This is a genomic window from Roseobacter sp. HKCCA2468 (assembly GCF_037805105.1).
GTDB lineage: Bacteria > Pseudomonadota > Alphaproteobacteria > Rhodobacterales > Rhodobacteraceae > M30B80.
On the sequence record NZ_JBBLYN010000001.1, the window covers coordinates 110,569 to 135,560 of the forward strand.

Sequence of the window (24,992 nt, forward strand, 5' to 3'; positions counted from 1 at the left end):
CTCCGCCCATCTGCACAAAGCCCGAAAATGTCGTTGTCACTGTCAAGCACTGTGTTTGAAGGGTGCAAGTCATGGATCGTTTTGCCTTTCAGCTAGAAGGGCTATCGGTGATGGAGGCGTTGAGCCTCTCGTGCGAAGAAACGGATTTGATTTTGAACTACGGCCTAGGCTCGGTCGTTTTATCAGATCAGGCTGAGGCAGAGCTGACAGAAGACCATTTCCTCTTTGTTTGAACGCGCTATCTGAAGAGGCGGGGGCTATGGCCCCAAGATCTAGACAAGAGGGACAAGACCAAGATGATCACACTCGATCAGGCACGCACAATCATTTCTGCAACCCGCGCCAAAGGCGGCGAGATGGGGCTAAAGCCCCTTTCGGTCGTTGTTCTCGATGCAGGCGGCAATATTCAAGCCTTTGAGCGCGAGGATGGCGCAAGCCCAGGTCGGTTTGAGATTGCGCGCGCCAAGGCCTATGGCGCGGTGATGTTGGGCATGGGCGGCAAGGCGCAAATGGCGCGGGCCGAGGCGCAGGCCTATTTCGTCAATGCGGTCAACGGGGCCTTTGGGGGCCGTGTCGTGCCTGTGCCCGGTGGTGTTCTGGTCAAGCGGGATGGCGTTGTGATCGGCGCAGTTGGGGTCACCGGTGACACATCCGATAATGACAGCGATGCGGCTGTGGCGGGTATTGCCGCAGCAGGGCTTGACGCAGAACCATGAGCGCGGATGCCCCATCAGGGCGGCGCCTGATTTCCTCAGGCTCGCCCTTTGAGGCCGAGATCGGATATAGTCGGGCAGTTGTGCAAGGTGATTGGATTTTCGTGTCGGGAACCACGGGATTTGATTACAGCACCATGCAAATTGATGCCGATATCGCGGCCCAAGCCGAGCAATGCTTTGCCAATATTGACAGCGCCCTGCGGGCAGGCGGTGCGTCAATCTCCGATGTGGTGCGGGTGCATTACATCGTGAACGATGCCGCCCTTTGGCCCGCGTGCTGGCCTGTCACGCAAAAATGGCTTGGCGCAGTGCGCCCTGCGGCCACAATGTTTGTGGCAGGCCTGCAAGACCCACGCATGAAGATTGAGATCGAGGTGACAGCCTATCTTGGCTCAAAATGAGGATAAATTTATCGAAAGCAGCCCCGCTAAATTCTTGCGGCGAGTTGGGCGAAGGCCTATAGATTTGAGGACAAGATTTTTCCTAATGGCGTCCCCAAAAGCCTGAAGGAGAGGATATCATGGCCCGCCCGGTCATTGGAATTATTGGAAATTTTCATCTGATCAATGATCAATACCCCGCGCATACAGTGGGGGCTATGGACTGTTGTGCTGTATCGGATGTCGCCAAATGCACGCCTTTGGCCATTCCTGCCAATCCAAATTTCGTCAATTACGAAGACCTGCTTGAGATTTGTGATGGGTTTTTGTTCACGGGCGGTCGCCCGAATGTTCATCCCGAGGAATATGGCGAGGAAGAAACAGAGGCGCATGGCGCCTTTGATCGCAATCGTGATGCCGTGACATTGCCCCTGATCCGCGCGGCGGTCGAGCGGGGCTTGCCTATCCTTGGTGTTTGCCGTGGGTTCCAAGAGGTGAACGTGGCCATGGGGGGCAGTCTTTACCCCGAAATCCGCGATTTACCCGGACGGATGAACCACCGCATGCCGCCCGATGGCACCTTGGAGGAAAAATTCGCACCGCGCCATGTCGTGCGCTTCACGCAAGGAGGGCCGTTTCAGCGGCTCTATAACAGCGCCGAGGTGACCACCAACAGCTTGCATGGTCAGGGGTTAAAGACCTTAGGCCGTGATGTGGTGGTTGATGGATGGGCCCCTGATGACACGCCTGAGGCCATCTACATCAAAGGCGCGCGGGGGTTTACCCTCTCGGTGCAATGGCATCCTGAATATCGCGCCGCAGAAGACCCTGTCTCGCGCCTATTATACGAGGCCTTTGGCCGCGCGGCCCATGCATGGCAGGCCGATGGCAAGCCCATGCCAGTCGCGGATGTGGCTTAATCGAGGTCACCCAATATATGGCCTAAAAACCATGATAGATCGTGGGTCTGATGATGGATGTGGGCACTTGGGCCCTCATGGCTACCCTCTTCGTCAATCAAGATCGTCCGCAGGCCCAATTCATGCGGCACGGCCAGATTGCGCGGGTCATCCTCGAACATCGCGGCGCGCGTTGGGCTGAGCCCGTCTTTGCTAAATATCATTGCAAAGGCATCAGGGTCTGGTTTTGGGCGATAATTGGCGTCCTCGACCCCGTAAATTGCGTCGAATAGGCCCGACAAACCCCGATGGTGCAAAACATTACGGGCATAATCAGCGGTGCCATTGGTGTAGACGATACGCCGCCCCCTCAGGCGCGTGATACGGTCTGCCAAAATCGGATCTGGTTTGAGGATGCTGAAATCTATCTCATGCACCTCGTCCAAATACGGATAGGGCGGGATATTATGCTGTGCCATCAGCCCCGCCAGGGTTGTGCCATGGGCTCGCCAATAGGTGTGGCGGATACAATCTGCCTCCTGCGCATCGACATTCAAGGCGCGCATGACAAACGCGGACATGCGGATATTGATCTGATCAAACAGTGCCATTGAGGCGGGATAAAGCGTGTGATCGAGATCGAACACCCATGTGTCGACATGTTGGAAATCTGCGTGTTTCATGGCCGCTACACTAGCCTTATGTGCTTTTGCTTGCCAAGGGGGGCGGGGCTGCTTAGCTTTGGCAGCGTTAAGAATTGGAAAGACCCCACGCGATGCACAGCAAGCCACAGCAAAAAGACGCCTATGACATGATTTTGGATGCGATAGATGGCGGCATCTATCGCCCTGGATCGCGTTTGGTGGAATCGGAATTGGCCGAGCGGTTCGGTGTCAGCCGCACACCCGTGCGCGAGGCGTTGCAGCGGTTGGAAACCCAAAGCCTGCTCACCCGCGATGGGCGCAGTCTGATTGTGGCCTCATTGGATCATGCACAGATGGCCGAACTTTATGCCGTGCGCACCGAGTTAGAGGCCTTGGCCGCCCGTTTGGCCGCGCAACATGCCGCAACCGAGGAGGTGCGCGTCTTGCGCGAAATGGCACAGGCGGATCGCAAATTATTGAATGATCCGCAGGCGCTGAGCCGTGCAAACCGCCGCTTTCATAAGCAAATCCATCTTGCCAGCCATAATCGTTATTTGGTGCAGCAATTGGATCTTGTGCATCGCTCAATGGCGTTGATGGCCACCACATCCTTGGCCGCAAAAGGGCGGGGCGAAAAAGCCTTGGACGAGCATGATGATATCGTCAACGCCATTGCCGCGCGTGATGGGGATGCAGCGGCAGATGCATTGCGGCGACATCTTTCCATTGCCTTTGAGGTGCGCCTCAAGGAGGAGGCGGGCGCGGTCAGCTAGGTTTGCGTGCCACCACCGTGCCACCAAAAACCCCATGCTTTGTTTTCGCCCAATGAAACGGGGGCCCGCACCCCTGATGGCCGACTTGAAATCTTCGCGTTTCAAGCCCCGTTAGGGAAGCGCTGCGATGGTTAACAAAATCCTAATCGCGGATAATTTTTTACGAAAATTCAAAGATTTCCGCGTTATACAGCCTTGGGTTTAGGGGGCTTTTACCCCCCCCTTCAACTTTAGCGTGTTGCCATGGCGGCTGCGAAGCGCTCGAACAGGTAATAGCTGTCTTGTGGGCCGGGGCTGGCTTCGGGGTGGTGCTGAACGGAAAAGATCGGGCGATCCTTGACGCGGATGCCGCAATTTGACCCATCAAACAAGCTGACATGAGTTTCTAAAACATCATAAGGTAGGGTTTGGCTGTCGACAGTGAACCCGTGGTTCATCGAGGTGATTTCGACTTTGCCCGTTTCCAAATCTTTGACCGGGTGGTTTGCGCCATGATGCCCGTGGTTCATTTTCACGGTTTTCGCTCCAAGCGCCAAAGCCAGCATTTGGTGGCCAAGGCAAATCCCGAAAACGGGCAGTTCTTTTTCCAAAATCGCACGGATCATCGGCACGGCATATTCCCCCGTTGCGGCAGGGTCGCCTGGCCCGTTCGACAGAAATACACCATCGGGGTTTTGCGCAAGGATTTCTTCGGCGGTGGTGCTGGCGGGCATCACGGTGACATCACATCCGGCACTTGCGAGACAGCGCAGGATATTGCGCTTGGCACCGTAATCAATCGCCACCACTTTGGGGCCAGTGCCCGTGCGCTTGCTATAGCCCTCAGGCCATGACCAACGCATCTCGTCCCAACGATAGGATTGCGCGCAAGTCACCTCACGGGCGAGGTCGAGTCCCTCCAGACCCTGCCATGCGCGCGCCTCCTTCAGCATCGCCTCAATGTCGAAATTACCCTCAGGATCATGCGACAAGCAGACATGTGGCGCGCCTTGTTGGCGGATCGCGCGGGTGAGGCGGCGGGTGTCAACACCGCCCATTCCGATGCGGCCCCGTGCGGACAGCCATGTGGTCAGGTTCTGTTCCATTCGCCAATTGGAGGGCTCTGTTGGATCGCATTTCACAATCATCCCTGCCGCGACTGGATCGGTGGTCTCGTCATCCTCGGCGGTGATGCCTGTGTTGCCAATATGCGGGAAGGTGAAGGTTACGACCTGCCCAGCATAGGAGGGGTCGGTCATAATCTCTTGATAGCCCGTCATCGCGGTGTTGAAGCACAGCTCGGCAACGGTCTGGCCTGTGGCGCCAAAACCCTTGCCGTAGAACACGGTTCCATCAGCCAAAACAAGACATGCAGTGGGGCGTTCAGTCATGGCGCTGCTCCGATTACGGCGATGTTGAAATTCGCGGCAACCTAAGTGTCCAAGCGTGCAGGGTCAAGCACCTTGCGACACCAAGATGCAACCACCGCTCTGCCCCCTATTTCAAAGGTTGTTGCGCGGCAAAAAATGCCTTAAACGGGCGGTCTGGTGCGGGTCAGATGGCCCGTTGCAATCTGGGGATAAGACCATGAGTTTGCGAGAGCGTATCACCAACGGCCTAAAAGACGCGATGCGCGAAAAGGATGCGGCGCGTTTATCAACCCTTCGTTTGATCAATGCGGCGATCAAGGATCAAGACATTGCCGCGCGAGGCGCAGGCAAGACCGAGGGTGTCGATGAAGGTGAGATTCTCGCCATCCTTGCCAAAATGGTGAAACAACGGATCGACAGCGCCAATGTCTATGAAGAGGGCGGGCGGCTTGAATTGGCCGAAAAAGAGCGTGCAGAGATCAAAGTGATTGAAGGGTTCTTGCCGCGCCAACTGTCCGAGGCGGAAATCGCCGCAGCGATTGATGCCGCGATTGACCAGACAGGGGCGAGCAGCATTCGCGATATGGGCCGTGTGATGGGGGCGCTGAAGGCGGCCTATGCAGGGCAGATGGATTTCGGTGCCGCAGGGGCGCTGATCAAGGAGCGGTTGGCCTAAACAGCCCTTGACCCTTAGGCCCTTGCCTGCGCCAAGGCCTGTTCTAATGCGAATTTCAGCTTGACCCTTTCGGTGGGCGTCAGAAACGCGCCAAGCTCGATTTCGCGCGTTGCCTTGTCGCCGCGTAAGGTCAGGTAATTGGGCACAGGCCCGCCCGTTTTATGCAAGGTCAGCCGCACCCAATAGGGGTTTGCTTCCCAGATTTTCGTTTCTTTGCGGGGCTCTTTGCGCTCAACCCTTATGTGATCAGGCCACAATGTCAGGGTTTCTGTGATTTCCTTATCGCGCCATGAGCGTTTCAGCGCGGTCCAAATGGCCCAAATCGCCGCCAATAGAAAGGGCAGCAGCGCCCAGAACACGGCCGTGCCTAGAATGCCGAAAAGCGGCAGGGCAATTAACGCGGCGGTCGCACCGACAAACCAAACGAACCCTTCAGGAGTCAGCGATTTATGCGGCGTAATCCGCATCAGCATGTGAGGTGCGCCACGATCAGGATGAGCAAAGGCCCCGAATTTCTCCGGGGCCTTCTCTATTTGCGGCGTCTCTATATGAAACGGCATATTTTCTCTCAACTGTTCAAAAAGCGGCCAGATTAGTGGCTTGGCTGTTTGTCCCACATTTCGCGTGTGGGCAGTTCCTCGAACGTGTGCTCGGGCGGTGGGTTTGGCAATGTCCATTCCAAGGTATCGGCATGCTCGCCCCAATAGGCAGGTTCGCTCAGTTTGCGGCCTGCAAGCAGGGTGTAGGCGACAATGCCAAGGAAGAAGAGGAAGGACGCGAATGCGATAAACGCACCGATCGAGCTGACGTAGTTCCACGTTGCAAATGCATCAGGATAATCGATGTAGCGGCGTGGCATGCCCTGACGACCCAAGAAGTGCTGTGGGAAGAAGGTCAGGTTTGCGCCGATGAAGAACAACCAGAAATGCAGCTTGCCCGCCCATTCAGGGTATTGGCGACCTGACATTTTGCCGATCCAGTAATAGATGCCTGCGAAGATACCGAATACGGCACCCAAGCTCATCACATAGTGGAAATGCGCCACAACGTAATAGGTGTCGTGATAGGCGCGGTCAACGCCCGCTTGGCTGAGCACAATCCCCGTTACACCGCCAACGGTGAACAGGAAAATAAAGCCAATCGCAAACAGCATTGGGGTTTCAAACGTCATCGAGCCTTGCCACATCGTTGCAATCCACGAGAAGATTTTGACGCCTGTTGGCACCGCGATCACCATGGTTGCGACCATGAAATAGGCCTGCTGGTTCAGCGTCATGCCCGTCGTATACATGTGGTGCGCCCACACAACGAAGCCCAAACCACCGATTGCGATCAACGCCCAGACCATCGGCAGATAGCCAAAGACGGGCTTGCGCGAGAAGGTCGAGATCACATGGCTGACAACGCCAAAGGCGGGCAGGATCACAATGTAAACTTCGGGGTGGCCGAAGAACCAGAAAATGTGCTGGAACAAAAGCGGGTCACCGCCGCCTGCCACATCAAAGAAGGTTGTGCCAAAGTTACGGTCGGTCAGCAGCATGGTAATTGCGCCTGCCAAAACGGGCAAGGACAGCAAGAGCAACCAAGCGGTCACAAAAATCGACCATGCAAAAAGCGGCACTTTGAACAGGCTCATGCCAGGGGCGCGCATATTGAGGAAGGTCGTGATAATGTTGATTGACCCCAAGATCGAGCTTGCACCCGAGACGTGAACCGCGAAGATCGCGAAATCCACCGCGCGGCTTGTGGGGGCATCTTGCCATGACAAGGGCGGGTAGAATGTCCAACCTGGGCCTGCACCACCATCCACGAACACTGCGCAGAAGGCCAAAGCCGTGCCTGCAACGTAAAGCCAGTATGACAGGTTGTTCAGACGGGGGAAGGCCATATCAGGCGCACCGATCATCAGCGGCATGAAGAAGTTACCAAAACCACCGAATAGGGCAGGAATGACCACAAAGAACATCATCAATACGCCATGGCCCGTGATCAAAACGTTCCACAAATGCCCATCAGGGGTACATTCGCCTGCAGCAGCTTGGCTCAAGACGCGTGCGCCTTCAGCACACATGTATTGAACGCCAGGCTCCATCAACTCGAGGCGCATGTAAACGGTGAAAGCAACCGATACGAGACCCACCAAACCTGCAGTGATGAGGTAGAGAATCCCGATATCTTTATGGTTTGTGGACATGAACCAGCGGGTAAAGAAGCCCGGCCGTTCGTGATCATGTCCAGAAATGGCTGCATCGGCCATGTCTGTCTCCTGTTCATAATTATGAGGGGCAGGGGTCTGGCCACCTGTCCCTTTGACGTTCCACTGCCCCCCGTTCTACTGCGCCTCGCGCGTGCGATCAATTGCGATCACGCCTTTCAGGTGGGAAAAATTGCCTCATGCCAGATCAGCAAGTTTCGCGCCGAAATCTTACGAAAATGGAAAAGGGGGCGGTTGCAATGATCTTTAGGGGTTAGCTGGGTCAGCCAGATCCGCGTCCTGCGTTGGCCCAAAGCGCCGTTCAAATTCTTGGCGCAAAGCGACATCAAGGTCATCTAGGCTCACGGGCAGGCCTAAATCCACAAGGCTTGTCACGCCGTGATCACGGATCCCGCAAGGCACGATTCCCTCAAAATGGCTCAGTTCAGGATCGTGATTGATCGAGATGCCATGAAAGGACACCCATTTGCGCAAGCGGATCCCGATGGCTGCAATCTTGTCCTCACGCGGGCTGCCATCGGGCAGGGCGGCTTTGTCGGGCCGCGCAATCCAGACTCCAACGCGCCCCTCTCGAATTTCCCCGCGCAAGTTAAAGCTTGCAAGCGTGTCAATCACCCAATTTTCCAGATCTTCGACAAAACGGCGAACATCACGACCGCGTTTGTTGAGATCTAGCATGACGTATATAACCCGCTGACCTGGGCCGTGGTAGGTATATTGCCCCCCGCGGCGCGCCTCGTAGACAGGAAAGCGATCAGGGTCAGTTAAATCGTCGGGCTTGGCCGAAGTGCCTGCGGTGTAAATCGGTGGATGCTCCAGCAGCCAAATCGCTTCGGCTGCATCCCCTGAAGAAATTTTTGCGATGCGAGCCTCCATAACGCGAAGTGCATCCTCATAATCGGTCAGCTTATCTGATATTATCCAATCAACCAATTTAAGGCTCTTTAACTTAATAATTTCTTTGCAATGGTGTATGCGGGAGACGAGAGGCACGGTCATCGCCTTTCAGTCATACCCTTGTGTTAATAGCAAGTAGGTGTTTCATACTAAACAGAAAAATCAGCTTGGCCAAAATCCACAATTTTAACCCTTGAGCACGGCGCCTGCTTGGTCTAGACAGCGGCATATTAAGCGTCAGACAGTGCGGTCGTGGCGGAATTGGTAGACGCGCAGCGTTGAGGTCGCTGTGGGGTAACTCCCGTGGAAGTTCGAGTCTTCTCGACCGCACCATTCCCTTTAAGTGTTGCCTAAAGATCGCGCCGCAATCATTTGATAAAATTTATAATTTTAAAAATGCATGCTTAAATTTTGTCGGGATTTTAATTGATACAATGATTAAACGGCTTCTCCGTATGTATAAGTGTGTGTGGCCTTTTTTGCTACTTCCGTCGAGTTCAACAACGCCTGCTTAAACAAAAATCGTGCGGCTGCATTGTTTAGCCTCATTCTATAAAAACTAGTCGTTCGTGCCCAGCGAATTTGCGTGTACGTAATAGCAGTAAGAAACGCCTCTGTGGCGGGGCTGGTACAAAGTCAACAAACCAAGGCCGCCAAAAGACGAGCCCGAGCAAACAGCGTAAAATCAGCCTAAGGTGAAATCAGGCCGCGCGATCTAGATCAAAGGCGTCATGCAGGGCCTGCACCGCCAATTCCAGATATTTGCGATCAACAAGAACCGAGACTTTGATTTCGGATGTGGTGATGACTTTGATATTGATGCCTTCATCGCGCAAAGTCGCAAACATCTTCGCGGCCACGCCTGCATGGCTGCGCATCCCGATCCCTACGATTGATACTTTGCAAACATCGCTGTCGATCAGCAATTCGGAAAAGCCGATTTCATTGCGGGCTTTCGCCTCTTCAAGGGCCTTTTCCGCGCGTTTGACCTGATCAATCGGCAGTGAGAAGGTCATATCGGTTTTGCCTTCTTCCGAGATATTTTGCACGATCATGTCGACATTGACCGCGGCCTCGGCGAGGGGGCCGAAAATAGCGGCTGCAATGCCTGGGCGATCTTCGACCTCCGTCAGGGTCATCTTTGCCTCATCGCGCGAATAGGCCACGCCCGCCACAGCTTTGCTTTCCACGATTTCCTCCTCATCACAGACCAATGTGCCTGCGCTGTCATCCATTTCTTCAAAACTCGACAAAACCCGCAAGCGCACCTTATAGCGCATCGCCAGTTCAACCGAGCGCGTTTGCAGAACCTTCGCACCGAGGCTTGCAAGCTCAAGCATCTCTTCAAACGAGATTTTCTCAAGTTTGCGCGCCTTATTGGTGATGCGCGGGTCGGTCGTGTAGACCCCGTCCACATCTGTGTAGATATCGCAGCGCTCCGCCTCGAAAGCGGCGGCAAAGGCCACGGCAGTCGTGTCTGACCCGCCGCGGCCCAATGTGGTGATACGCCCTTCAGGGCTGATGCCTTGGAACCCCGCAACCACGGCAACCTTCATCCCTTCGCCAAATTTGGCCATGATGTTATCGGTTGGGATTTCTTCAATCCGCGCACTGGCATGGGCGGAGGTGGTTTTGACGGGCACCTGCCATCCTTGCCATGACCGCGCAGGAATATCCATTTCTTGCAAAGTCAGCGCCATCAGGCCGGCTGTAACATTCTCGCCCGAGGAGACGACCGCATCATATTCGCGCGCGTCATAGAGCGGCGAGGTTTCGCCCACATATCCTACGAGCTTGTTGGTTTCACCCGACATCGCCGAGACAATCACGATCACATCATACCCATTGGCCACCTCGCGCCCCACACGTTTTGCGGCGCGGCGGATGCGATCAAGGGTGGCCACCGATGTGCCCCCGAATTTCATGACCAAAAGCGGCATAGCACTTCCCACTTATAAAGTTGCGCCGAGGCTTTACGCGCCAACGCAGGCGGGCGCAAGTGGAAGCGCTATTCCACCGTCACAGTTATAGGCAAGTTGCGACGCTGGTCACCCAAACTCATCAGAGGTTGAAATACCAAAACCATATTAACATTAGTTTCAATACTTAAATAATCGTTGTAAATCAGAAAAACATAAACAATATGCTAGATATTCACTGGTGTTTTTGAGGGTTAACAACATGATATTCGTTCGTAAATTAGATAAGTCTGATTTTAATTCTTGGTTAGATGTATATCGTTATTACGCTAATCATTACCAGACTGAACTTACTGATAACGGCATTGCAACGACTTGGGATTGGTTGATGGATACTCAACATCCATTGACGGGTATTGTTGCAGAGAGCAACAACGAGTTGATCGGTCTAGCACACTTCAGAGCAATGCCAAATCCGTTGAGGGGTGTAAACGTGGGTTTTCTGCATGATTTGGTGGTGAAACCCCAAGAAAGAGGTAGTAACGCCGCCAGACTATTATTGGATGAATTGAAATCTATTGGCAAAAAAGAGAACTGGGCAAAAATCCGCTGGATTACGGAGGATGATAATTATCGTGCCCGCTCTCTCTATGATAAAGTTGCAACAAAAACTAATTGGACAATTTATGAAATGGAAACTGATGTTTAGCGTTAATCATTTAATTCAACCTAGATGGTAACCGCTTAGTTATTCTGGACTTGTGTCCAACAGAATCATTGATAACTTACCCATCTGTAATTCATAACGCTTATTCTGGCGTTCATCCCTCACCTTCTTCTTTTTCAAAATAGAAAAGACATGAGTATTTTTGAACTCATGTCCTCTTGGTGTGGTGTATCCATGTTCATTCAACCAGTAGGCAATCCTACGATAACCTATGCCTGAATCATGCATTGTCTTGATTAGATGGTGCAGTGATTCTTGGTAATCAGAATAGTTTGAATACCAAAGGTGAGATGCCCTCAAAGTCACTGTAAAACATAACAAACCTTCAATATTATGTCGTCCGTTGGAAACTACTCCACGGTGACCGATTTCGCCAAATTGCGCGGTTGATCCACATCGGTGCCTTTGGCGATTGCGCTGTGATAGGCCAAAAGCTGCGCAGGCAGGGCGTAGAGGATGGGCGCGCTCAGCGGCGTGGTCGCGGGCAGGGCCAATGTGGCCGCGGTGCCCTCAGCGGCGGCTTTGCGCCCCATCTCATCGGTGATCAAGGTCACTTGGCCGTGGCGCGCCATAACCTCCTGCATGTTTGAGATGGTTTTATCAAACAGCGCATCATGCGGCGCGAAGACCACCACAGGCAGACTGCGATCAATTAGGGCAATCGGGCCATGTTTCAGCTCACCTGATGCATAAGCTTCGGCGTGTATGTAGCTGAGTTCTTTTAACTTTAAAGCTGCCTCAAGGGCTGTGGCATACATCACGCCACGGCCCAAAAACAGGGCGGATTTTGCATCACTCAAGCCTTCGGCCAGATCGGCAATCTCGCCTTCCATCGCCAGAACTTGGCGCATTTGATCGGGCAGTTTTTCCAAGCTTTGGATGTGATCCCGCACCTCTTCGGTGGACAGCGCGCCGCGCTGCGCCGCGGCCTGCACCGCCATCAGCGCAAGGATGGTCAATTGGTTCACATAGGCCTTGGTTGAGGCCACCGAGACCTCGACCCCTGCTAGAATGGCCAAGGCCAGATCGCTTTCGCGGGCGATGGAGGATGTGCCAACATTGACAAGGCTTGCCACCATGGCAGCGCGTCCGCGCATATACCTTAGGGCCGCCAATGTGTCGGCCGTCTCGCCCGATTGACTGACGAAAAGCGCAAGGGTGCGGGGCGCCACGGGCGGTTCACGATAACGGAATTCCGATGCGATATCGACATCGCAAGGCATCCCTGCCACCTGTTCAAACCAATATTTGGCGGTCAGGCAGGAATAATAGCCTGTCCCGCAGGCCACCATTACAACGCGGTCGAATTGGGTGAAATCCAAGGCTTCGGGGAAGGCAGGCACACCTTTGGGGGCATAGCGCCCCAAGGCCTCGCTCATGGTTTGGGGCTGTTCATGGATTTCTTTTGCCATGAAATGCTTGTAACCCGCCTTGTCGATCACGGCGGCCCCTTGTTCAATGCGGGTTTTGGCGCGGCTAACAGCGTGGCCCGCCTCATCAAAAATCTCGATGCTGCTGCGGGTCAGGATGGCGCAATCGCCCTCCTCAAGATAGGTGATTTCATGGGTGAGGGGGCCAAGCGCGATTGCGTCCGAACCGACATAGGTTTCACCATCGCCATGACCGATGGCCAAGGGCGACCCTTTGCGCGCGGCGATCATCAGATCATCTTCGCCCTCAAACAGGAAACAAAGCGCAAACGCGCCTTCAAGCCGTGACAAGGTTTTTCGTGCGGCCTCAGCAGGGCTTAGACCTTGGGCAAGGTAATGCGCGCAGAGCTGAGAGACGGTTTCCGTATCGGTTTCGCTTTCAAAATTGCGGTCTTTTAATTCAGCGCGTAATTCGCGAAAATTCTCGATAATGCCATTATGCACCACCGCAACCTGACCCGATTTATGCGGATGCGCATTGGTTACAGTGGGCGCGCCATGCGTGGCCCAACGGGTGTGCCCGATACCAGACTTGCCTGCCAAAGGGTGATGCACTAATTCATCCGACAGGTTCACAAGCTTACCCACCGCGCGGCGGCGATCAAGCGCACCATTTTGCACAGTCGCAATGCCTGCGCTGTCATAGCCGCGATATTCCAGACGTTTGAGCGCCTCAACCAATGTGGGCGCAACCTCGTGGCTGCCCAAAATGCCAACGATCCCGCACATAGCCCTTACCCCTTTTTGGTCTTTTCTTTCAGCGCCAGCAGCCGCGCACGCAGGCGTGTGGCAAGCCCCGCTTTGTTTTCTTGCCGTCCACGCGCCACCGCCAAAGCCCCCTCTGGCACGTTTTCGGTGATCACCGAACCTGATGCGGTCAGTGCATCCGCACCAATGGTCACAGGGGCCACAAGCATCGTGTTTGACCCAATAAAGGCCCGCGCGCCCACTTCGGTGTGATGTTTGAACACGCCATCATAATTGCAGGTGATGGTTCCTGCGCCGATATTGGCCCCTTCGCCGATGGTCGCATCCCCGATATAGGACAGGTGGTTGACCTTAGCCCCTTCTTGGATTTGCGCTGATTTTACCTCAACGAAATTGCCGATCCGCGCACCATTGTCGATTTCAGCGCCAGGGCGCAGGCGGGCATAAGGCCCCACAACAGCCCCTTGCGAGACATGTGCGCCCTCAAGATGGCTGAAGGCGCGGATATGCGCGCCCGATTCAACAGTCACATTGGGGCCGAAGACCACAAATGGCTCGATCACCGCATCGCGGCCAATATAGGTGTCATGGGCAAAATAGACTGTCTCAGGCGCGTGCATGGTGACGCCCAAATCTAGCATCTCGGCGCGGCGGCTTGCTTGAAAAATCCCTTCGGCGCGCGCCAGTTCCGCACGGCTATTGATCCCCAAGGTTTCCGCTTCTGGGCACGTCACATAGCCTGCTTTCAGGCCCGCCTTATGCACCAAAGCAGGCACATCTGTCAGGTAATACTCGCCCGCGGCATTCGCGTTATCGACCTGTTCCAAAAGGTCGAATAATTGCGCGGCATCTGCGGCCATGAGGCCAGAATTACACAAAGTTATGGCAAGCTCGTCTGGGGTCGCATCCTTGGCCTCGACAATTTTATGCAAGGCCGTGCCCTTGGTCACCAAGCGGCCATAGCGCGCAGGGGTGTCTGCCTCAAATCCCAAAACGACCACATCATGATCAGCGCGGGCTGCGATCAATTTGGTCAGGCTGTCTTCGCTGACAAAAGGCGTATCGCCGAACAACACCACCGCATCGCCCGTGAAATCCGCCAACGCGGCGCGGGCCTGCGCCACGGCATGACCTGTGCCCAATTGTTCATTTTGGCGAATGCAGGTCACAGGGTGGTCGGCCAAGGCCGCCTCAACTTGATCCGCGCCATGACCTGTGATCACCACAACCCGCGCGGGCTCGAGGCTGAGGCCGCTGGCAAGGCTGTGTTCAATCATCGGAACGCCGCCCAAAGGATGCAGCACCTTGGGCAGGTCGGAATTCATCCGCGTCCCTTGGCCTGCGGCCAGAATGATCAGGGCAACGGGGCGTGTGCTCATGAGGGTGCCTTTTGGGATTTATGCCTGTTTGGTGTTCTCTTAACCTTCTTCACTTGATCTGCAAAGCCCGCAGGCGGTCACTTCCTCTTTCGATTTGTTACGATGTGCCATCGGCCCTTGGCGAAAATCCGCCTTTAGGTCATAAGCGGGGCACATCTGAGGCATGAGGACAGAATGGGCGCGCATATTATCGTTTTCGATTTGGATGGCACTTTGGCTGATACCAGCGCCGATCTTCTTGCTGCGGCCAATCAGGCGGTGGCAGAGGCGGGATGGCCCGCGATTTTGTCTCATCCAAAAGACGCGCTTTGTGCCTTTCGGGGCGGGCGGGCGATGTTGAAGCTTTCCCATGCGCGGCTTGCGGCGCAGGGCGGGTCTGACCTGCCACAGGAGGAGGCCTTCATCGAGGCGGGCTATCCCCGTCTGCTTGCCGCTTATGGGGCCGCGATTGACAGGCATACAAGGCTTTATGAGGGTGCGGTTCAGGCGGTGCAGGCGTTGCGTGCCGCAGGCCATGCAACGGCGATTTGCACCAATAAGCCCGAGGCGCTGGCCGTGGATTTGGTCGCGAAATTGGGTGTTTCTGATCTTTTTGATGCTTTGGTCGGGGCCGATACATTGCCCACACGAAAGCCAGATGTGGCGCCCTATCATGAAACGCTGCGCCGCGCGGCCAAGCGGCGCTTTGGCGTGGATTTGGGGGCGGATGTGCGCGATTTTCCGCAATCCTGTTTGATCGGCGATACAGTCACTGACCGCGAAACGGCGCGCGCGGCAGGGGTGCCTTCTATTCTCGTGGGCTTCGGGCCAGAGGGGGGCGATATTGCACGGCTCAGCCCTGAGGCGATTTTGGATCATTACAGCGATCTGCCTGCGCTGATTGAGCGGGTCTTATCGGCGTGAATTCAATTGACCTGCCGCGTGAGAACCCTAACCTGTGCGCTATGAGCGACAAACCCATTTTCACCCGGTCTTTCACCCAACAAGAGCCAATCCCAGAGGCGGCGATTGAGGCGGCCAATCGGGTTTTGCGAACGGGCAGGTTGCACCGCTATAACACCGCCCCTGATGAGATTGCCGAAACCGCCCTTCTGGAGGAGGAATTCGCCGCGATGACAGGGGCAAGATATGCGCTTGCCGTGGCCTCGGGTGGCTATGCAATGGGGGCTGCCTTGCGTGCAATTGGCGTGGGGCAGGGGGATTTGGTTCTCTCAAACGGATTTACGCTTGCCCCTGTGCCTGGTGCCATCGCCTCGGTGGGCGCTGTGCCTGTCTTTGTCGAGGTGACCGAAAACTTAACAATTGATCTTGAGGATTTGAACACCAAAGCCCAAGCCAGCGGTGCGCGCGTGTTGCTGTTGTCGCATATGCGCGGGCATATCTGCGATATGGGCCGCTTGATGGACATATGCGATGCGGCGGGCATCACCGTGATTGAGGATTGCGCCCATACAATGGGGGCCGCATGGGATGGTCTGGCCTCGGGGCGGCATGGCAAAATCGCCTGCTATTCCACCCAGACCTATAAGCATATCAACTCAGGTGAAGGTGGTTTCCTTACCAGTGATGATGCCGATGTGATGGCGCGGGCCATTCTGCTGTCGGGCAGCTACATGCTTTACACCCGCCACCGCGCCGCCCCCCCGCCTGAGGCTTTTGCCCAAGCACGTTTTGAGACGCCCAATGTTTCGGGGCGGATGGATAATTTGCGCGCCGCCATCCTGCGCCCGCAATTGGCCGATCTGCCGCGCCAAGTGGTGCGTTGGCGCGAGCTTTACGAGCGGATGGAGGCGGGGCTTGCCAATCTGCCCCATCTGCGCTTGACCGAGCGCGATCCGCGCGAAGATTATGTTGGATCCTCGTTTCAATTCCTTTTGCCCGATTGGTCGCCCGATAAAATCACGGCATTCGTCCAAGCGGCCGCGCGGCGGGGTGTTGAACTGAAATGGTTCGGCGCGGCCGAGCCTGTTGCCTTTACCTCGCGCTATGACAGTTGGCGCTATGCGCCTGCGCAAACCCTGCCCAAAACGGATCATATTTTGGCGGGGTTGATTGATTTAAGGCTGCCTTTGACCTTTGCGCCCGAAGATGTGGATCTTCTCGCCGAGATTTTGCGCGATGAGGTGATCGCGCATGCCCCCTGATGCCTCAGGCGGGTTTGGCAAGGCTTGTGCGATTTCGACCATCGGCCTTTGAGGCGTAAAGCGCCGCATCTGCGGCCTCAATTAGGCGGGGCGCGGTTTGGTTATTCTGTGGATGGGCCACTGCAAGACCGATACTTGCGGTAATAGTCAGCGGGCTTTCCATCGTATCAATTACAAACCCTTGCCCCGAGATCACCTCGCGCAGCGTGTCCGCGAGATGATAGGCCGCGCTGCCATCGCGCACGGGTGTGGCGACCAAGAATTCTTCCCCGCCCATGCGGGCGATGACGCAGCCATCGGGAGGGAATGATTTCATACGCAGGGCCAAATCCGTCAGGATTGCATCCCCTGCGGCGTGGCCAAAGCGATCATTCACCGATTTGAAATGGTCAATATCAATCACCATCACCGCCAGATTGCCGCTTATATCGCACAGCAATCGGTCAAGCTGAAACATGGCATAACGCCGATTGAACAATCCTGTCAGCGGGTCCGTGGTGGCCATTTGCATCCCTGCAGAGAGGCCCGCGCGCAAACGGTCTGCTTGGCGTTTGCGGCGCAATTGCGTTTTAAGACGCACCGCCATTTCTGCGGGATCAAAGGGGTCATAGATGATGTCGCCCGCCCCCAAATCCAACGCAATCGCGGCGCGTTCGGCGTCATTGGCAGGCAGAACCGTCATCATGCCCGCATGGCGCGTGGCAGGGCGCGAGCGCAGATCAGACAATAGGCGCAACCCCTCGTTGCGATGGGATAGGTCTGTGGCAATGACAAAAATATCAGGAACGGATTGACTGGCCGAAAGATCAGAGAGCGCTTCACTGCGTGTCATGATGCGAATGTTCAGGCCCCGAAACCCAGCCAAACCTGCACGCCAGAACAGTCCCGTTTCAGGGCGGGGTGCAATCAGGGCGATTGTGTTTTCTGTCTCATTCGGGGCGGGGGTCGCCTCAAGCGCCAGATCAAGGGCGCTTGCCCCTTGTTGGCGCAGTTCCGCTGTGCCGTTCGTTTCGCGCAAAAGCGACCGCACCCGCGCCAGAAGTTGGTTTTCATCAACGGGCTTGGTAAGATAGTCATCCGCCTCCGAATTCAGCCCCTCAAGTTTTGAGGCGTGATCAAGGCGCGAGGTGATCAAGATGATTGGAATATCGCGCGTGGCGGGGTCACGTTTGAGGCGCGCACAAACCGAAAGCCCGTCAAGATCGGGCATCATCACATCCAACAAGATCAGGTCAGGGGCTGCATGACGGGCCATGCGCAGCGCCTCATGGCCAGAGCTTGCCTGCAAAACCTCGTAACAGGCGCTGCGCAGCTTCACTTTTAGCACGATGCGATTGGTCGCGACATCGTCCACGATCAAAATACGCTCGCCCATATAACCTCTATCCTCGTTAGATCGCGCGGGGTTTGCCCGCGCCTATGTTTTGACCTTCACCATCAGGTCTTGTCTTGGGTTATGCATGGCCCAAGTGATATGTGCATTGATACAAGAGGAATGGTTAACAAATTCTTTCTATGCGCGAGGAATGCAAAGAATGAAGAAAGAAATCGCACAGGAAAAGGCGATTGCAGCCCTTGTGTGGCTTTCGTCCGATGACGCGCTGACGGGGCAGTTCTTGGGCGCATCTGGCCTGTCGGTCGAAGATATGCGGGCCGCTATCGCCAAAGGTGATCACGGGTTCTTATCCGCCGTGGTCGAATTCATCTCGCAAGACGATGCTTGGGTGGTTGAGGCTGCGGGGGCAATTGGCCTCACGCCAGATGAATTTGTCACCTTGCGGCAGGTGATGCTTGGGCGCTCTGCCACCCATTGGACATAAGTTTATCTGCCCCCTTTGGGGGCTTCATTCCCGTTGAGCTTGCATAAGAGATAGCGCAGCTGATCCAGCTCTTCTGGGGTTAATCGCCCCTCAATCATCTGCAAATGATCGCGGCAGGGGGGGTGTTAATAAGCCATCAATTCCACCCCGCGCTTTGTCAGTTTGACTTGGGTCATACGGCGATCAGAAGGATCGATGCTGCGCTTGATTGTGCCCAACTCCTCTAATTGCCGCAGCGCCCGCGAGGTGGCAGTGCGATCAATTCCGACAAAGTCGGAAATTTCCGAGGGGCTTGTCAAATTATGTTCATGCAGGGCCAATAAAATGCACCAATTCACCCGCGACAGACCACTATGGCGTAGGGATAGTTCGATGCATTTTTCAAATACACGCGCCGTTCGCTGTAGTTTAAAACCAACACTAGAATGCAAACGCCCCGTGGGCGTCTCATCAGTCATTTGCATGGCGGCTACCATATGTTCTGGGTCTGACAGAAGTTATTATTAAGTGGTCATTTATCTCATTTTAGCCGAATTTATGGGAAAATAAACAAGGGGGCAGCAAAAATATGCAAGAAAATTACTTCCAATTGTTAATATTTGACAAAGATGGAACACTGTTTGACTTTGCTAAATCTTGGGAAAATTGGGCAAAATCGGCTCTGCTTGCGCTCGCGGGGGGTGATGAAATTTTATTTCGCGCCCTTGCAAATCGCTTGTCTTTTGATGCGGAGCGTGGCGTGTTCTTGCCCGATAGTGTCGCTATTGCAGGCACGCTGGACGAGACTGCGCACCACTTGGCCCCGCTTTTGGGGGCTGATTTTACCCCGCAGCAGATCGCGGCGCGTCTGAATCACCTTGCACAATCTGCTGTCATGGTCGAGGCGGCCCCGTTAGCGCCGCTGCTCACGGGCTTGCGGCAGGCGGGCTACATCTTGGCTGTTGCGACCAATGGACAAAAGGACGAGGCCGAGGCCCATTTGGCGGCACATGAGATCCGCCCCTATTTTGCCGAGGTCATCGGGTGCGACAGTGGGCATGGTGCGAAACCTGACCCAGCCATGTGCGCCCATATCGCACAGGCCTGTGGTGTTGCGCCTGCGCGCGCGGTAATGGTGGGCGATAGCCTGCATGATCTACGGGCGGGCCGCGCCGCTGGTATGGCGACAGTGGGCGTTCTCACGGGCCTTGCCGATCATGGCACGCTCATGCCGCATGCTGATGCCGTGTTGCCAGACATTGGCCATCTTCCCGCTTGGCTGGGGCATTAAGGCTGCGTTTGTCTGTTCGCGTCAAAATGGCGGGGGGTTTGGTCGGAATTTGTCGGGTTTTTCCCGCCCTCGCGCGGGCAGTCTAAAGGGGCTTTGATCTCCCTTTTTGTAAGATCCGATCCTATGACCGAAACCACAGTTGATCCAAAACGCCGCCGTTCCGGGGGCACGCGCGCTAAACATCAAGGTGTCAGCCAACATGCGATTGCGCAAATGCCGTGGCGTATTCCGCAAAATATAGATCAACCAACCGAACCCTTGCCGTCTGAGGGCGTCTTGGCCATCCACAACAACGCTCTGCGGATTCTGTCCGAGCTTGGGCTTGAGATGCTGCACCCTGAGGCGCGGCAAATATTGGTGCAGGCAGGCTGCCGCCAAGAGGGCGAGACGATCTTTTTTGACCCTGATTTTGTGACCGAGATGGTCGCGCGTGCGCCTCAAAGCTTTACAGTGACGCCGCGAAACCCTGCGCGTCAGCTGACCATTGGCGAGGGGCATATTCTCTTTGGCAATGTGTCCTCCCCCCCCAATGCATGGGATATGGTACGCGGCAAACGGGCGGGCGATTTTGCGACCTTTCGCGAATTCATCAAATTGACGCAATATTTTAACTGTATCCACTTTGCAGGCGGCTACCCTGTTGAGCCGATAGATATTCATCCTTCAATCCGCCATTTGGATTGTTTGCATGAAAAGCTTATCGCGACTGACAAGGTCGTGCATACCTACTGCCTTGGCAAAGAGCGGGTTGAAGACGCTATGGAGATGGTGCGGATCGCCGCAGGCCTAAGCCACGAGGAATTCGAGGCGACACCGCGGTTTTACACCAATATCAACTCGGTCAGCCCGCTGAAACATGACTATCCAATGTTGGACGGGGCGATGCGTATGGCGCGGCGCGGGCAGCCTGTGGTGGTTACACCCTTCACCTTGGCGGGGGCGATGGCGCCTGTGACCCTTGCGGGGGCTGTGTCCTTGTCCATTGCCGAGGCTTTGGGGGCGATTGCCTTGTTGCAATATATCGCGCCGCACGCGCCTGTCGTGATTGGAACCTTCACCTCAAATGTCGATATGAAATCAGGTGCGCCTGCCTTTGGCACACCTGAATATATTCGTGCCACCCAAATGACTGGGCAGATGGCCCGTTTTTATGGGCTGCCTCTGCGCTCTAGCGGGGTTTGCGCGGCCAATGTGCCCGATGGGCAGGCCCAAGCCGAAACCCTGCAAAGCCTGTGGGCCGCGGTGCAATCTGGCACAAATATGGTCTATCACGCCGCAGGTTGGTTGGAAGGGGGGCTGATCGCAAGCCCCGAAAAATTCGTGATGGATTGCGAATTGCTGCAACAATTCCAACGCTATTTTGACCCCGTTCTGACCCAGACCAATGCGGATGATCTGGCCTTTGAGGCCGTGCGCGATGTTGGGGCGGGGGGGCATTATTTTGGCACGGCGCATACCCAAGCCCGTTATAGCACGGCCTTTTATCAGCCGTTTCATTCTGATTGGCGCAATTTCGAGGCGTGGGAAAAAGACGGCGCCGTTTGGAGCGCCGAGCGCGCGCATGGGATTTACAAGGCAATCTTGGCCGAGGCGACAGACCCACCCCTTGATCCGAGTATCCGCGAAGAACTCGATGCCTTTGTCGCCATGCGCAAGGAGGAGGGCGGCGCGCCCACCGATTTCTAACGCGCAGATCCTGCTGCATGCATCAGCATCTTGTTAATCTTTTGCGCTTAAGCGTGGAAAGAGTGATGTTTGATGTTGCAAGGTAAATCGGTGCGATGCAGGGATTTGTAAACCGCGCATTTCAGCAATATGTGCAAGATATGCACGGCGCTGCCGCGTGGGAGGAAATACGGGTCATTGCCGGCGCCCCCCTTGATGGGTTCGAGCCCATGTTGCCCAGCGATGCGCAATCCACGCGGTATCTTTTGGATGCTATGACAGGTCATTTGGGCCATAGCGAAGACGCGCTGTGGGAGGAGTTGGGTCTTTACCTCGTCACCCACCCCCGAATGGAGGGGCTGCGCCGCCTTTTGCGCTTTGGGGGGCGGGATTTTGTCGAATTTATTTGGTCTTTGGCAGATTTACATGATCGCGGGCAGCTTGCCTTGCGCCTGCTTGATTTGCCCAAGATCAATATCCGTTGCATGGATGGCCCAAACCAGATGCGCTTTGATCTCGACATCACATGGATGATGGAGGGGGGGGTGTTCTTGATCTATGGCGCATTGCAGGCCATGGCAGATGATTACGGGGCCTTGGCCGTGATCCGACCCAATCCGGGCTGCATTACGATTGAGCTGCACGATTTGGGCTTTGGCCCTGCGCGCAGCTTTGCCCTGATTGGTCAGCCCCCCCTGTCCGAGGCGCGGGCATGATGGCGCGTGCCCCTTCATCACTTGCGGCGCATGGCCCCTATGCCTTGCCTTGGGCGGGCTTGGCCCCGCTTTTGCCGATGCATCTGGCCTGCGATGATCAGGCGCGGATTGTTTCGGTCGGGCCAACTGTGTCGAAAATGTTAGAGGTTCCGCCTGATCAGCTTATTGGGCAGCCTTTGTTTGACTTGGTTCAGATCAAATCCCCGCAACTGGCCAATAGTTTTGAGGAGCTGTGCGCCATAACGGGGCAGCGTTTGCAGCTATGTCTGCGCAGCGCGCCCGAGATTATGTTGCGCGGCGTGATGAGCGCGTGGGGGCAGGGCGCAGTTCTCAGCCTGTCATTGGGGCTGAATTTCACCCAAGGCATCGCGCGCTGGGCTTTGCATATGTCGGATTTTCCGCACACGGATCAGACCGTGGAATTGCTCTATTTGCAGGAGGCCAATACCGCTGTCGCGGCCGAAAGCCGCGCGTTGACAGAGCGCCTTTTTACCGCCCGCGCGTTGGCCGAGCGCGAGGCATTAACAGATCCGCTCACGGGGCTTGCCAATCGCCGTGCCTTGGAACGCGCGCTGCCGCGCCTCTTGTCGCGCATCGAGCGGCCCTTTGCCCTGCTGCATATTGATCTGGATTATTTCAAGGCGGTGAATGATCAATATGGTCATGCGGCAGGTGATCTTGTGCTGACCCAAGTTGGGCGTATCTTGCGCAGTGACATCCGCGCGGGTGATTTCGCCGCGCGTTTGGGGGGCGATGAATTTGTGGTGATGATCGCCAATGCCATTGATCCCACGATCCTTGCAGATCTCGCAGCGCGGCTGATTGCCCATCTTGAGGCCCCCATCACAGTCGAAGGCGGGGTTGCGCGCATCTCGGCCTCTGTTGGGATCGCGATTTCAACGGATTTTGCGCAAGATGCCCGCGCCATGCTGCAGGCGGCTGATGAGGCGCTCTATAACGCCAAGGCCGCAGGGCGGGCAGGATTTGCCTTTGCTGCCCCGCCTCAGCTGGGGGTGGCATCGCCTGTGGCTATTGCCTCATCGGGCTGATCCAATAATTCGGGATACCAAACCGCCAACCCCAATTGTCGCGCTGCGGGCAGAGATAAAATCGGGCTGTCGAGGCCTTGCCCGCGTTGAAAGGCGCGAATGGCGGCCTTGGTCGGGGTGTCTAATTGCCCTGTGATTGCGCCTTGATACTGCCCGCGGGCCTGCAGCGCGCGCTGCAAGGTGGTCAAAAGCTCAGGGTTGCGCTCAAGATCGCAAATGGTTTCAAACCATCTTTCGCGCCGTTCCTCAACAATCACCTGACGGGTTTCTGTGCGATAGGTTGCAGGGGTCACCACCTGACCCTCCGCACCAAGGCGTGCGGGGCGGGTGATGATCTGCTCGGTCACAGTTTCAATCACCGCAGGCGTCACCTGTAGCCCATAACAGGCCTCGGGACGGGCATCAGGTGGGCCTGATCCGCGCTGCACTTCTGCAATATGGGGGGCAATTTGACCACGCTGTTCAGGGTCAATCTCGAAAGGCGCGCCCATGACACAGCCCGAGAGGCCAAATGCCACCCCAATCATGCCGCAAAGAACACTGCGCGCCATAAATTTATGCCTCAAGGTTATTCTTATTTTTCCAAAACAATAGGCAAACTGGCTCAAAGGGCAATGGCTTTGCGCAGGCTGTGACGCTCTAGGGGGCGGTGTGGTGCAAAACAATCTCATCCAGCAGGGGCGATATATCTTCGATCTGCTCGGCGATGATATGGGTGATGCCCGCCTGCCGTTGCAGCCGCCCCGTCACGCGCATCAGCCGCGCTGCGATAACCGCACGGCGAAATTGCTGATATATTTTCTGCCAGATGATCACATTGCAGGTGCCAAACTCATCTTCCAAGGTGATGAAAATCACACCTTTGGCCGTGCCTGGTCTTTGGCGCAGCACCACCAAGCCCGCCACCGCAACCCGCGCCCCCTCATGGGGCAGATGCAGCAAATGATGGGGCAGGCAATCGGGCGGTTTGGGCCAAACGCGTGGGGCGAGATCGGGTTCCATGGCAGATATCCTGTTTAAGAACAAAAATAGAACATTTGCCTTGAGATGCAAGCGCGACTGCATGACATAAATTTCGGGGCTAGAAAGCGGCAGCAAGGAACGCTACCTAGACAAGATCCGAGGTTAACAGCAAGAAAGTGCGCGTTTATGGCTAAGATCACTTATATCGAACATAACGGAACCGAGCATGTCGTTGATGTGCCAAACGGGTTGACCGTGATGGAAGGCGCGCGCGACAATGGCATTCCTGGCATTGAGGCTGATTGCGGCGGCGCCTGCGCCTGTTCGACCTGCCATGTTTATGTGCATCCTGATTGGGTCGCAAAACTGCCAAGCATGGACGCGATGGAACAGGATATGCTGGAATTCGCCTATAAACCAGACGAGGGGCGTTCGCGCCTGACCTGCCAGTTGAAGGTGACAGATGCGCTTGATGGTCTGGTCGTGCAGATGCCAGAAAAACAAATTTGAGCCAACAGGCCTCAGAATGACACCAAAGCCCGCGCTGTGCAGTCGCGGGCTTTTCGCTGCTTGGGGTTGACTTCGCGCCCCGCTCCATGTGTATCGGCGGCACAGAGATGACAGGCCAAAAACAAGGCCAATATATAGGATAT

28 protein-coding genes and 1 tRNA gene are annotated in these 24,992 nt (G+C 55.6%); 16 read left to right on the plus strand and 13 right to left on the minus strand.

The genetic code is table 11. From position 1 onward, the window contains the following. The first annotated feature begins 71 nt into the window (after window positions 1-71). From AAC620_RS00535 to AAC620_RS00550, 4 genes are all read left to right on the plus strand, one after another. A complete protein-coding gene (locus AAC620_RS00535) occupies window positions 72-233 on the plus strand; it encodes a hypothetical protein (RefSeq protein ID WP_340242256.1) in 162 nt (53 codons plus the stop codon). Between the two features lie 63 nt (window positions 234-296). Continuing rightward, window positions 297-716, plus strand: coding sequence for a GlcG/HbpS family heme-binding protein (locus AAC620_RS00540; RefSeq protein WP_340242257.1), 420 nt, complete (start codon window positions 297-299; stop codon window positions 714-716). Beyond that, window positions 713-1,117 (plus strand): RidA family protein, encoded by a 405-nt coding sequence (locus AAC620_RS00545; protein ID WP_340242258.1) that lies wholly within the window; start codon window positions 713-715, stop codon window positions 1,115-1,117. The genes AAC620_RS00540 and AAC620_RS00545 overlap by 4 nt, the downstream gene beginning before the upstream one ends. 119 nt (window positions 1,118-1,236) lie before the next feature. Further along, the gene (locus tag AAC620_RS00550) at window positions 1,237-2,016 is read left to right on the plus strand and encodes a gamma-glutamyl-gamma-aminobutyrate hydrolase family protein (RefSeq protein ID WP_340242259.1); all 780 of its coding nucleotides are present in this window, start codon (window positions 1,237-1,239) and stop codon (window positions 2,014-2,016) included. Here AAC620_RS00550 and AAC620_RS00555 read toward each other — a convergent pair. Further along, window positions 2,013-2,678: a pyrimidine 5'-nucleotidase gene (locus tag AAC620_RS00555; RefSeq protein WP_340242260.1), complete on the minus strand. Its 666-nt coding sequence runs from the start codon at window positions 2,676-2,678 to the stop codon at window positions 2,013-2,015. The two genes, AAC620_RS00550 and AAC620_RS00555, sit on opposite strands and share 4 nt — an antisense overlap. A 92-nt stretch (window positions 2,679-2,770) precedes the next feature. On the opposite strand from AAC620_RS00555, the gene AAC620_RS00560 reads away from it, so the two are divergent. Next, entirely contained in the window at window positions 2,771-3,412 is a 642-nt protein-coding gene (locus tag AAC620_RS00560) for a GntR family transcriptional regulator (protein WP_317655191.1), read from the plus strand. 230 nt (window positions 3,413-3,642) lie between these two features. Here AAC620_RS00560 and carA read toward each other — a convergent pair whose 3' ends face one another. Further along, window positions 3,643-4,782: a glutamine-hydrolyzing carbamoyl-phosphate synthase small subunit gene (carA, locus tag AAC620_RS00565; RefSeq protein ID WP_340242261.1), complete on the minus strand. Its 1,140-nt coding sequence runs from the start codon at window positions 4,780-4,782 to the stop codon at window positions 3,643-3,645. A 196-nt stretch (window positions 4,783-4,978) separates the two neighbouring features. Here carA and AAC620_RS00570 point away from each other — a divergent pair, with 196 nt between their 5' ends. Continuing rightward, window positions 4,979-5,437: a GatB/YqeY domain-containing protein gene (locus AAC620_RS00570; protein WP_340242262.1), complete on the plus strand. Its 459-nt coding sequence runs from the start codon at window positions 4,979-4,981 to the stop codon at window positions 5,435-5,437. A gap of 14 nt (window positions 5,438-5,451) precedes the next feature. Here the strand turns inward: AAC620_RS00570 and AAC620_RS00575 are convergent, their stop codons facing one another. The 3 genes from AAC620_RS00575 to lipB all read right to left on the minus strand — a co-directional run bounded on the left by AAC620_RS00575 (window position 5,452) and on the right by lipB (window position 8,651). Continuing rightward, window positions 5,452-5,997, minus strand: a complete 546-nt coding sequence (locus AAC620_RS00575; protein WP_340242263.1) for a DUF2244 domain-containing protein — start codon at window positions 5,995-5,997, stop codon at window positions 5,452-5,454. Between the two features lie 32 nt (window positions 5,998-6,029). Then, window positions 6,030-7,694 (minus strand): cytochrome c oxidase subunit I, encoded by a 1,665-nt coding sequence (ctaD, locus tag AAC620_RS00580; protein ID WP_317655186.1) that lies wholly within the window; start codon window positions 7,692-7,694, stop codon window positions 6,030-6,032. A 204-nt stretch (window positions 7,695-7,898) separates the two neighbouring features. Next, window positions 7,899-8,651 (minus strand): lipoyl(octanoyl) transferase LipB, encoded by a 753-nt coding sequence (lipB, locus tag AAC620_RS00585; RefSeq protein WP_340242264.1) that lies wholly within the window; start codon window positions 8,649-8,651, stop codon window positions 7,899-7,901. 144 nt (window positions 8,652-8,795) lie between these two features. On the opposite strand from lipB, the gene AAC620_RS00590 reads away from it, so the two are divergent. Then, window positions 8,796-8,882, plus strand: a tRNA-Leu gene (locus AAC620_RS00590). Between the two features lie 368 nt (window positions 8,883-9,250). On the opposite strand, the gene AAC620_RS00595 is transcribed toward AAC620_RS00590, so the two are convergent. Next, window positions 9,251-10,489 carry an aspartate kinase gene (locus tag AAC620_RS00595; RefSeq protein ID WP_340242265.1) on the minus strand — a complete coding sequence of 413 codons (1,239 nt, stop codon included), beginning with the start codon at window positions 10,487-10,489 and terminating at the stop codon, window positions 9,251-9,253. A gap of 241 nt (window positions 10,490-10,730) precedes the next feature. Here AAC620_RS00595 and AAC620_RS00600 point away from each other — a divergent pair, with 241 nt between their 5' ends. Further along, window positions 10,731-11,177: a GNAT family N-acetyltransferase gene (locus tag AAC620_RS00600; RefSeq protein WP_340242267.1), complete on the plus strand. Its 447-nt coding sequence runs from the start codon at window positions 10,731-10,733 to the stop codon at window positions 11,175-11,177. A gap of 39 nt (window positions 11,178-11,216) precedes the next feature. On the opposite strand, the gene AAC620_RS12360 is transcribed toward AAC620_RS00600, so the two are convergent. The 3 genes from AAC620_RS12360 to glmU form a co-directional block, all read right to left on the minus strand. Then, window positions 11,217-11,423, minus strand: a complete 207-nt coding sequence (locus AAC620_RS12360; RefSeq protein ID WP_445322419.1) for a recombinase family protein — start codon at window positions 11,421-11,423, stop codon at window positions 11,217-11,219. 122 nt (window positions 11,424-11,545) lie between these two features. Continuing rightward, the gene (gene glmS / locus AAC620_RS00605; protein ID WP_340242269.1) at window positions 11,546-13,354 is read right to left on the minus strand and encodes a glutamine--fructose-6-phosphate transaminase (isomerizing); all 1,809 of its coding nucleotides are present in this window, start codon (window positions 13,352-13,354) and stop codon (window positions 11,546-11,548) included. 5 nt (window positions 13,355-13,359) lie between these two features. After that, entirely contained in the window at window positions 13,360-14,712 is a 1,353-nt protein-coding gene (glmU, locus tag AAC620_RS00610; protein WP_340242270.1) for a bifunctional UDP-N-acetylglucosamine diphosphorylase/glucosamine-1-phosphate N-acetyltransferase GlmU, read from the minus strand. 174 nt (window positions 14,713-14,886) lie between these two features. Here glmU and AAC620_RS00615 point away from each other — a divergent pair, with 174 nt between their 5' ends. Further along, window positions 14,887-15,615, plus strand: coding sequence for an HAD hydrolase-like protein (locus AAC620_RS00615; protein ID WP_340242271.1), 729 nt, complete (start codon window positions 14,887-14,889; stop codon window positions 15,613-15,615). A 41-nt stretch (window positions 15,616-15,656) separates the two neighbouring features. Then, a complete protein-coding gene (locus AAC620_RS00620; RefSeq protein ID WP_340242272.1) occupies window positions 15,657-16,856 on the plus strand; it encodes a DegT/DnrJ/EryC1/StrS family aminotransferase in 1,200 nt (399 codons plus the stop codon). 4 nt (window positions 16,857-16,860) lie between these two features. Here the strand turns inward: AAC620_RS00620 and AAC620_RS00625 are convergent, their stop codons facing one another. Beyond that, a complete protein-coding gene (locus AAC620_RS00625) occupies window positions 16,861-18,231 on the minus strand; it encodes a diguanylate cyclase domain-containing protein (RefSeq protein WP_340242273.1) in 1,371 nt (456 codons plus the stop codon). A 160-nt stretch (window positions 18,232-18,391) separates the two neighbouring features. Between AAC620_RS00625 and AAC620_RS00630 the strand changes: the two genes are divergently transcribed. After that, entirely contained in the window at window positions 18,392-18,676 is a 285-nt protein-coding gene (locus AAC620_RS00630; RefSeq protein WP_317655174.1) for a DUF3572 family protein, read from the plus strand. A 125-nt stretch (window positions 18,677-18,801) separates the two neighbouring features. Here the strand turns inward: AAC620_RS00630 and AAC620_RS00635 are convergent, their stop codons facing one another. After that, on the minus strand, window positions 18,802-19,134 hold the full coding sequence (locus tag AAC620_RS00635; RefSeq protein WP_340242275.1) for a MarR family winged helix-turn-helix transcriptional regulator: 333 nt from the start codon (window positions 19,132-19,134) through the stop codon (window positions 18,802-18,804). A gap of 110 nt (window positions 19,135-19,244) precedes the next feature. On the opposite strand from AAC620_RS00635, the gene AAC620_RS00640 reads away from it, so the two are divergent. The 4 genes from AAC620_RS00640 to AAC620_RS00655 all read left to right on the plus strand — a co-directional run bounded on the left by AAC620_RS00640 (window position 19,245) and on the right by AAC620_RS00655 (window position 23,376). Continuing rightward, a complete protein-coding gene (locus tag AAC620_RS00640) occupies window positions 19,245-19,946 on the plus strand; it encodes an HAD family hydrolase (protein WP_340242276.1) in 702 nt (233 codons plus the stop codon). Window positions 19,947-20,069: 123 nt separating this feature from the next. Then, window positions 20,070-21,632, plus strand: coding sequence for a trimethylamine methyltransferase family protein (locus AAC620_RS00645; protein WP_340242277.1), 1,563 nt, complete (start codon window positions 20,070-20,072; stop codon window positions 21,630-21,632). A 95-nt stretch (window positions 21,633-21,727) separates the two neighbouring features. Further along, window positions 21,728-22,327 carry a heme NO-binding domain-containing protein gene (locus AAC620_RS00650; protein ID WP_340242278.1) on the plus strand — a complete coding sequence of 200 codons (600 nt, stop codon included), beginning with the start codon at window positions 21,728-21,730 and terminating at the stop codon, window positions 22,325-22,327. Next, window positions 22,324-23,376 carry a GGDEF domain-containing protein gene (locus AAC620_RS00655; RefSeq protein WP_340242280.1) on the plus strand — a complete coding sequence of 351 codons (1,053 nt, stop codon included), beginning with the start codon at window positions 22,324-22,326 and terminating at the stop codon, window positions 23,374-23,376. The genes AAC620_RS00650 and AAC620_RS00655 overlap by 4 nt, the downstream gene beginning before the upstream one ends. On the opposite strand, the gene AAC620_RS00660 is transcribed toward AAC620_RS00655, so the two are convergent. After that, the gene (locus tag AAC620_RS00660; protein WP_340242281.1) at window positions 23,331-23,927 is read right to left on the minus strand and encodes a peptidoglycan-binding domain-containing protein; all 597 of its coding nucleotides are present in this window, start codon (window positions 23,925-23,927) and stop codon (window positions 23,331-23,333) included. The genes AAC620_RS00655 and AAC620_RS00660 overlap by 46 nt on opposite strands. A gap of 88 nt (window positions 23,928-24,015) precedes the next feature. Then, on the minus strand, window positions 24,016-24,378 hold the full coding sequence (locus AAC620_RS00665) for an OB-fold nucleic acid binding domain-containing protein (RefSeq protein WP_317655167.1): 363 nt from the start codon (window positions 24,376-24,378) through the stop codon (window positions 24,016-24,018). A gap of 147 nt (window positions 24,379-24,525) precedes the next feature. Here AAC620_RS00665 and AAC620_RS00670 point away from each other — a divergent pair, with 147 nt between their 5' ends. Further along, entirely contained in the window at window positions 24,526-24,849 is a 324-nt protein-coding gene (locus AAC620_RS00670; RefSeq protein WP_317655166.1) for a 2Fe-2S iron-sulfur cluster-binding protein, read from the plus strand. Window positions 24,850-24,992 lie beyond the last annotated feature (143 nt).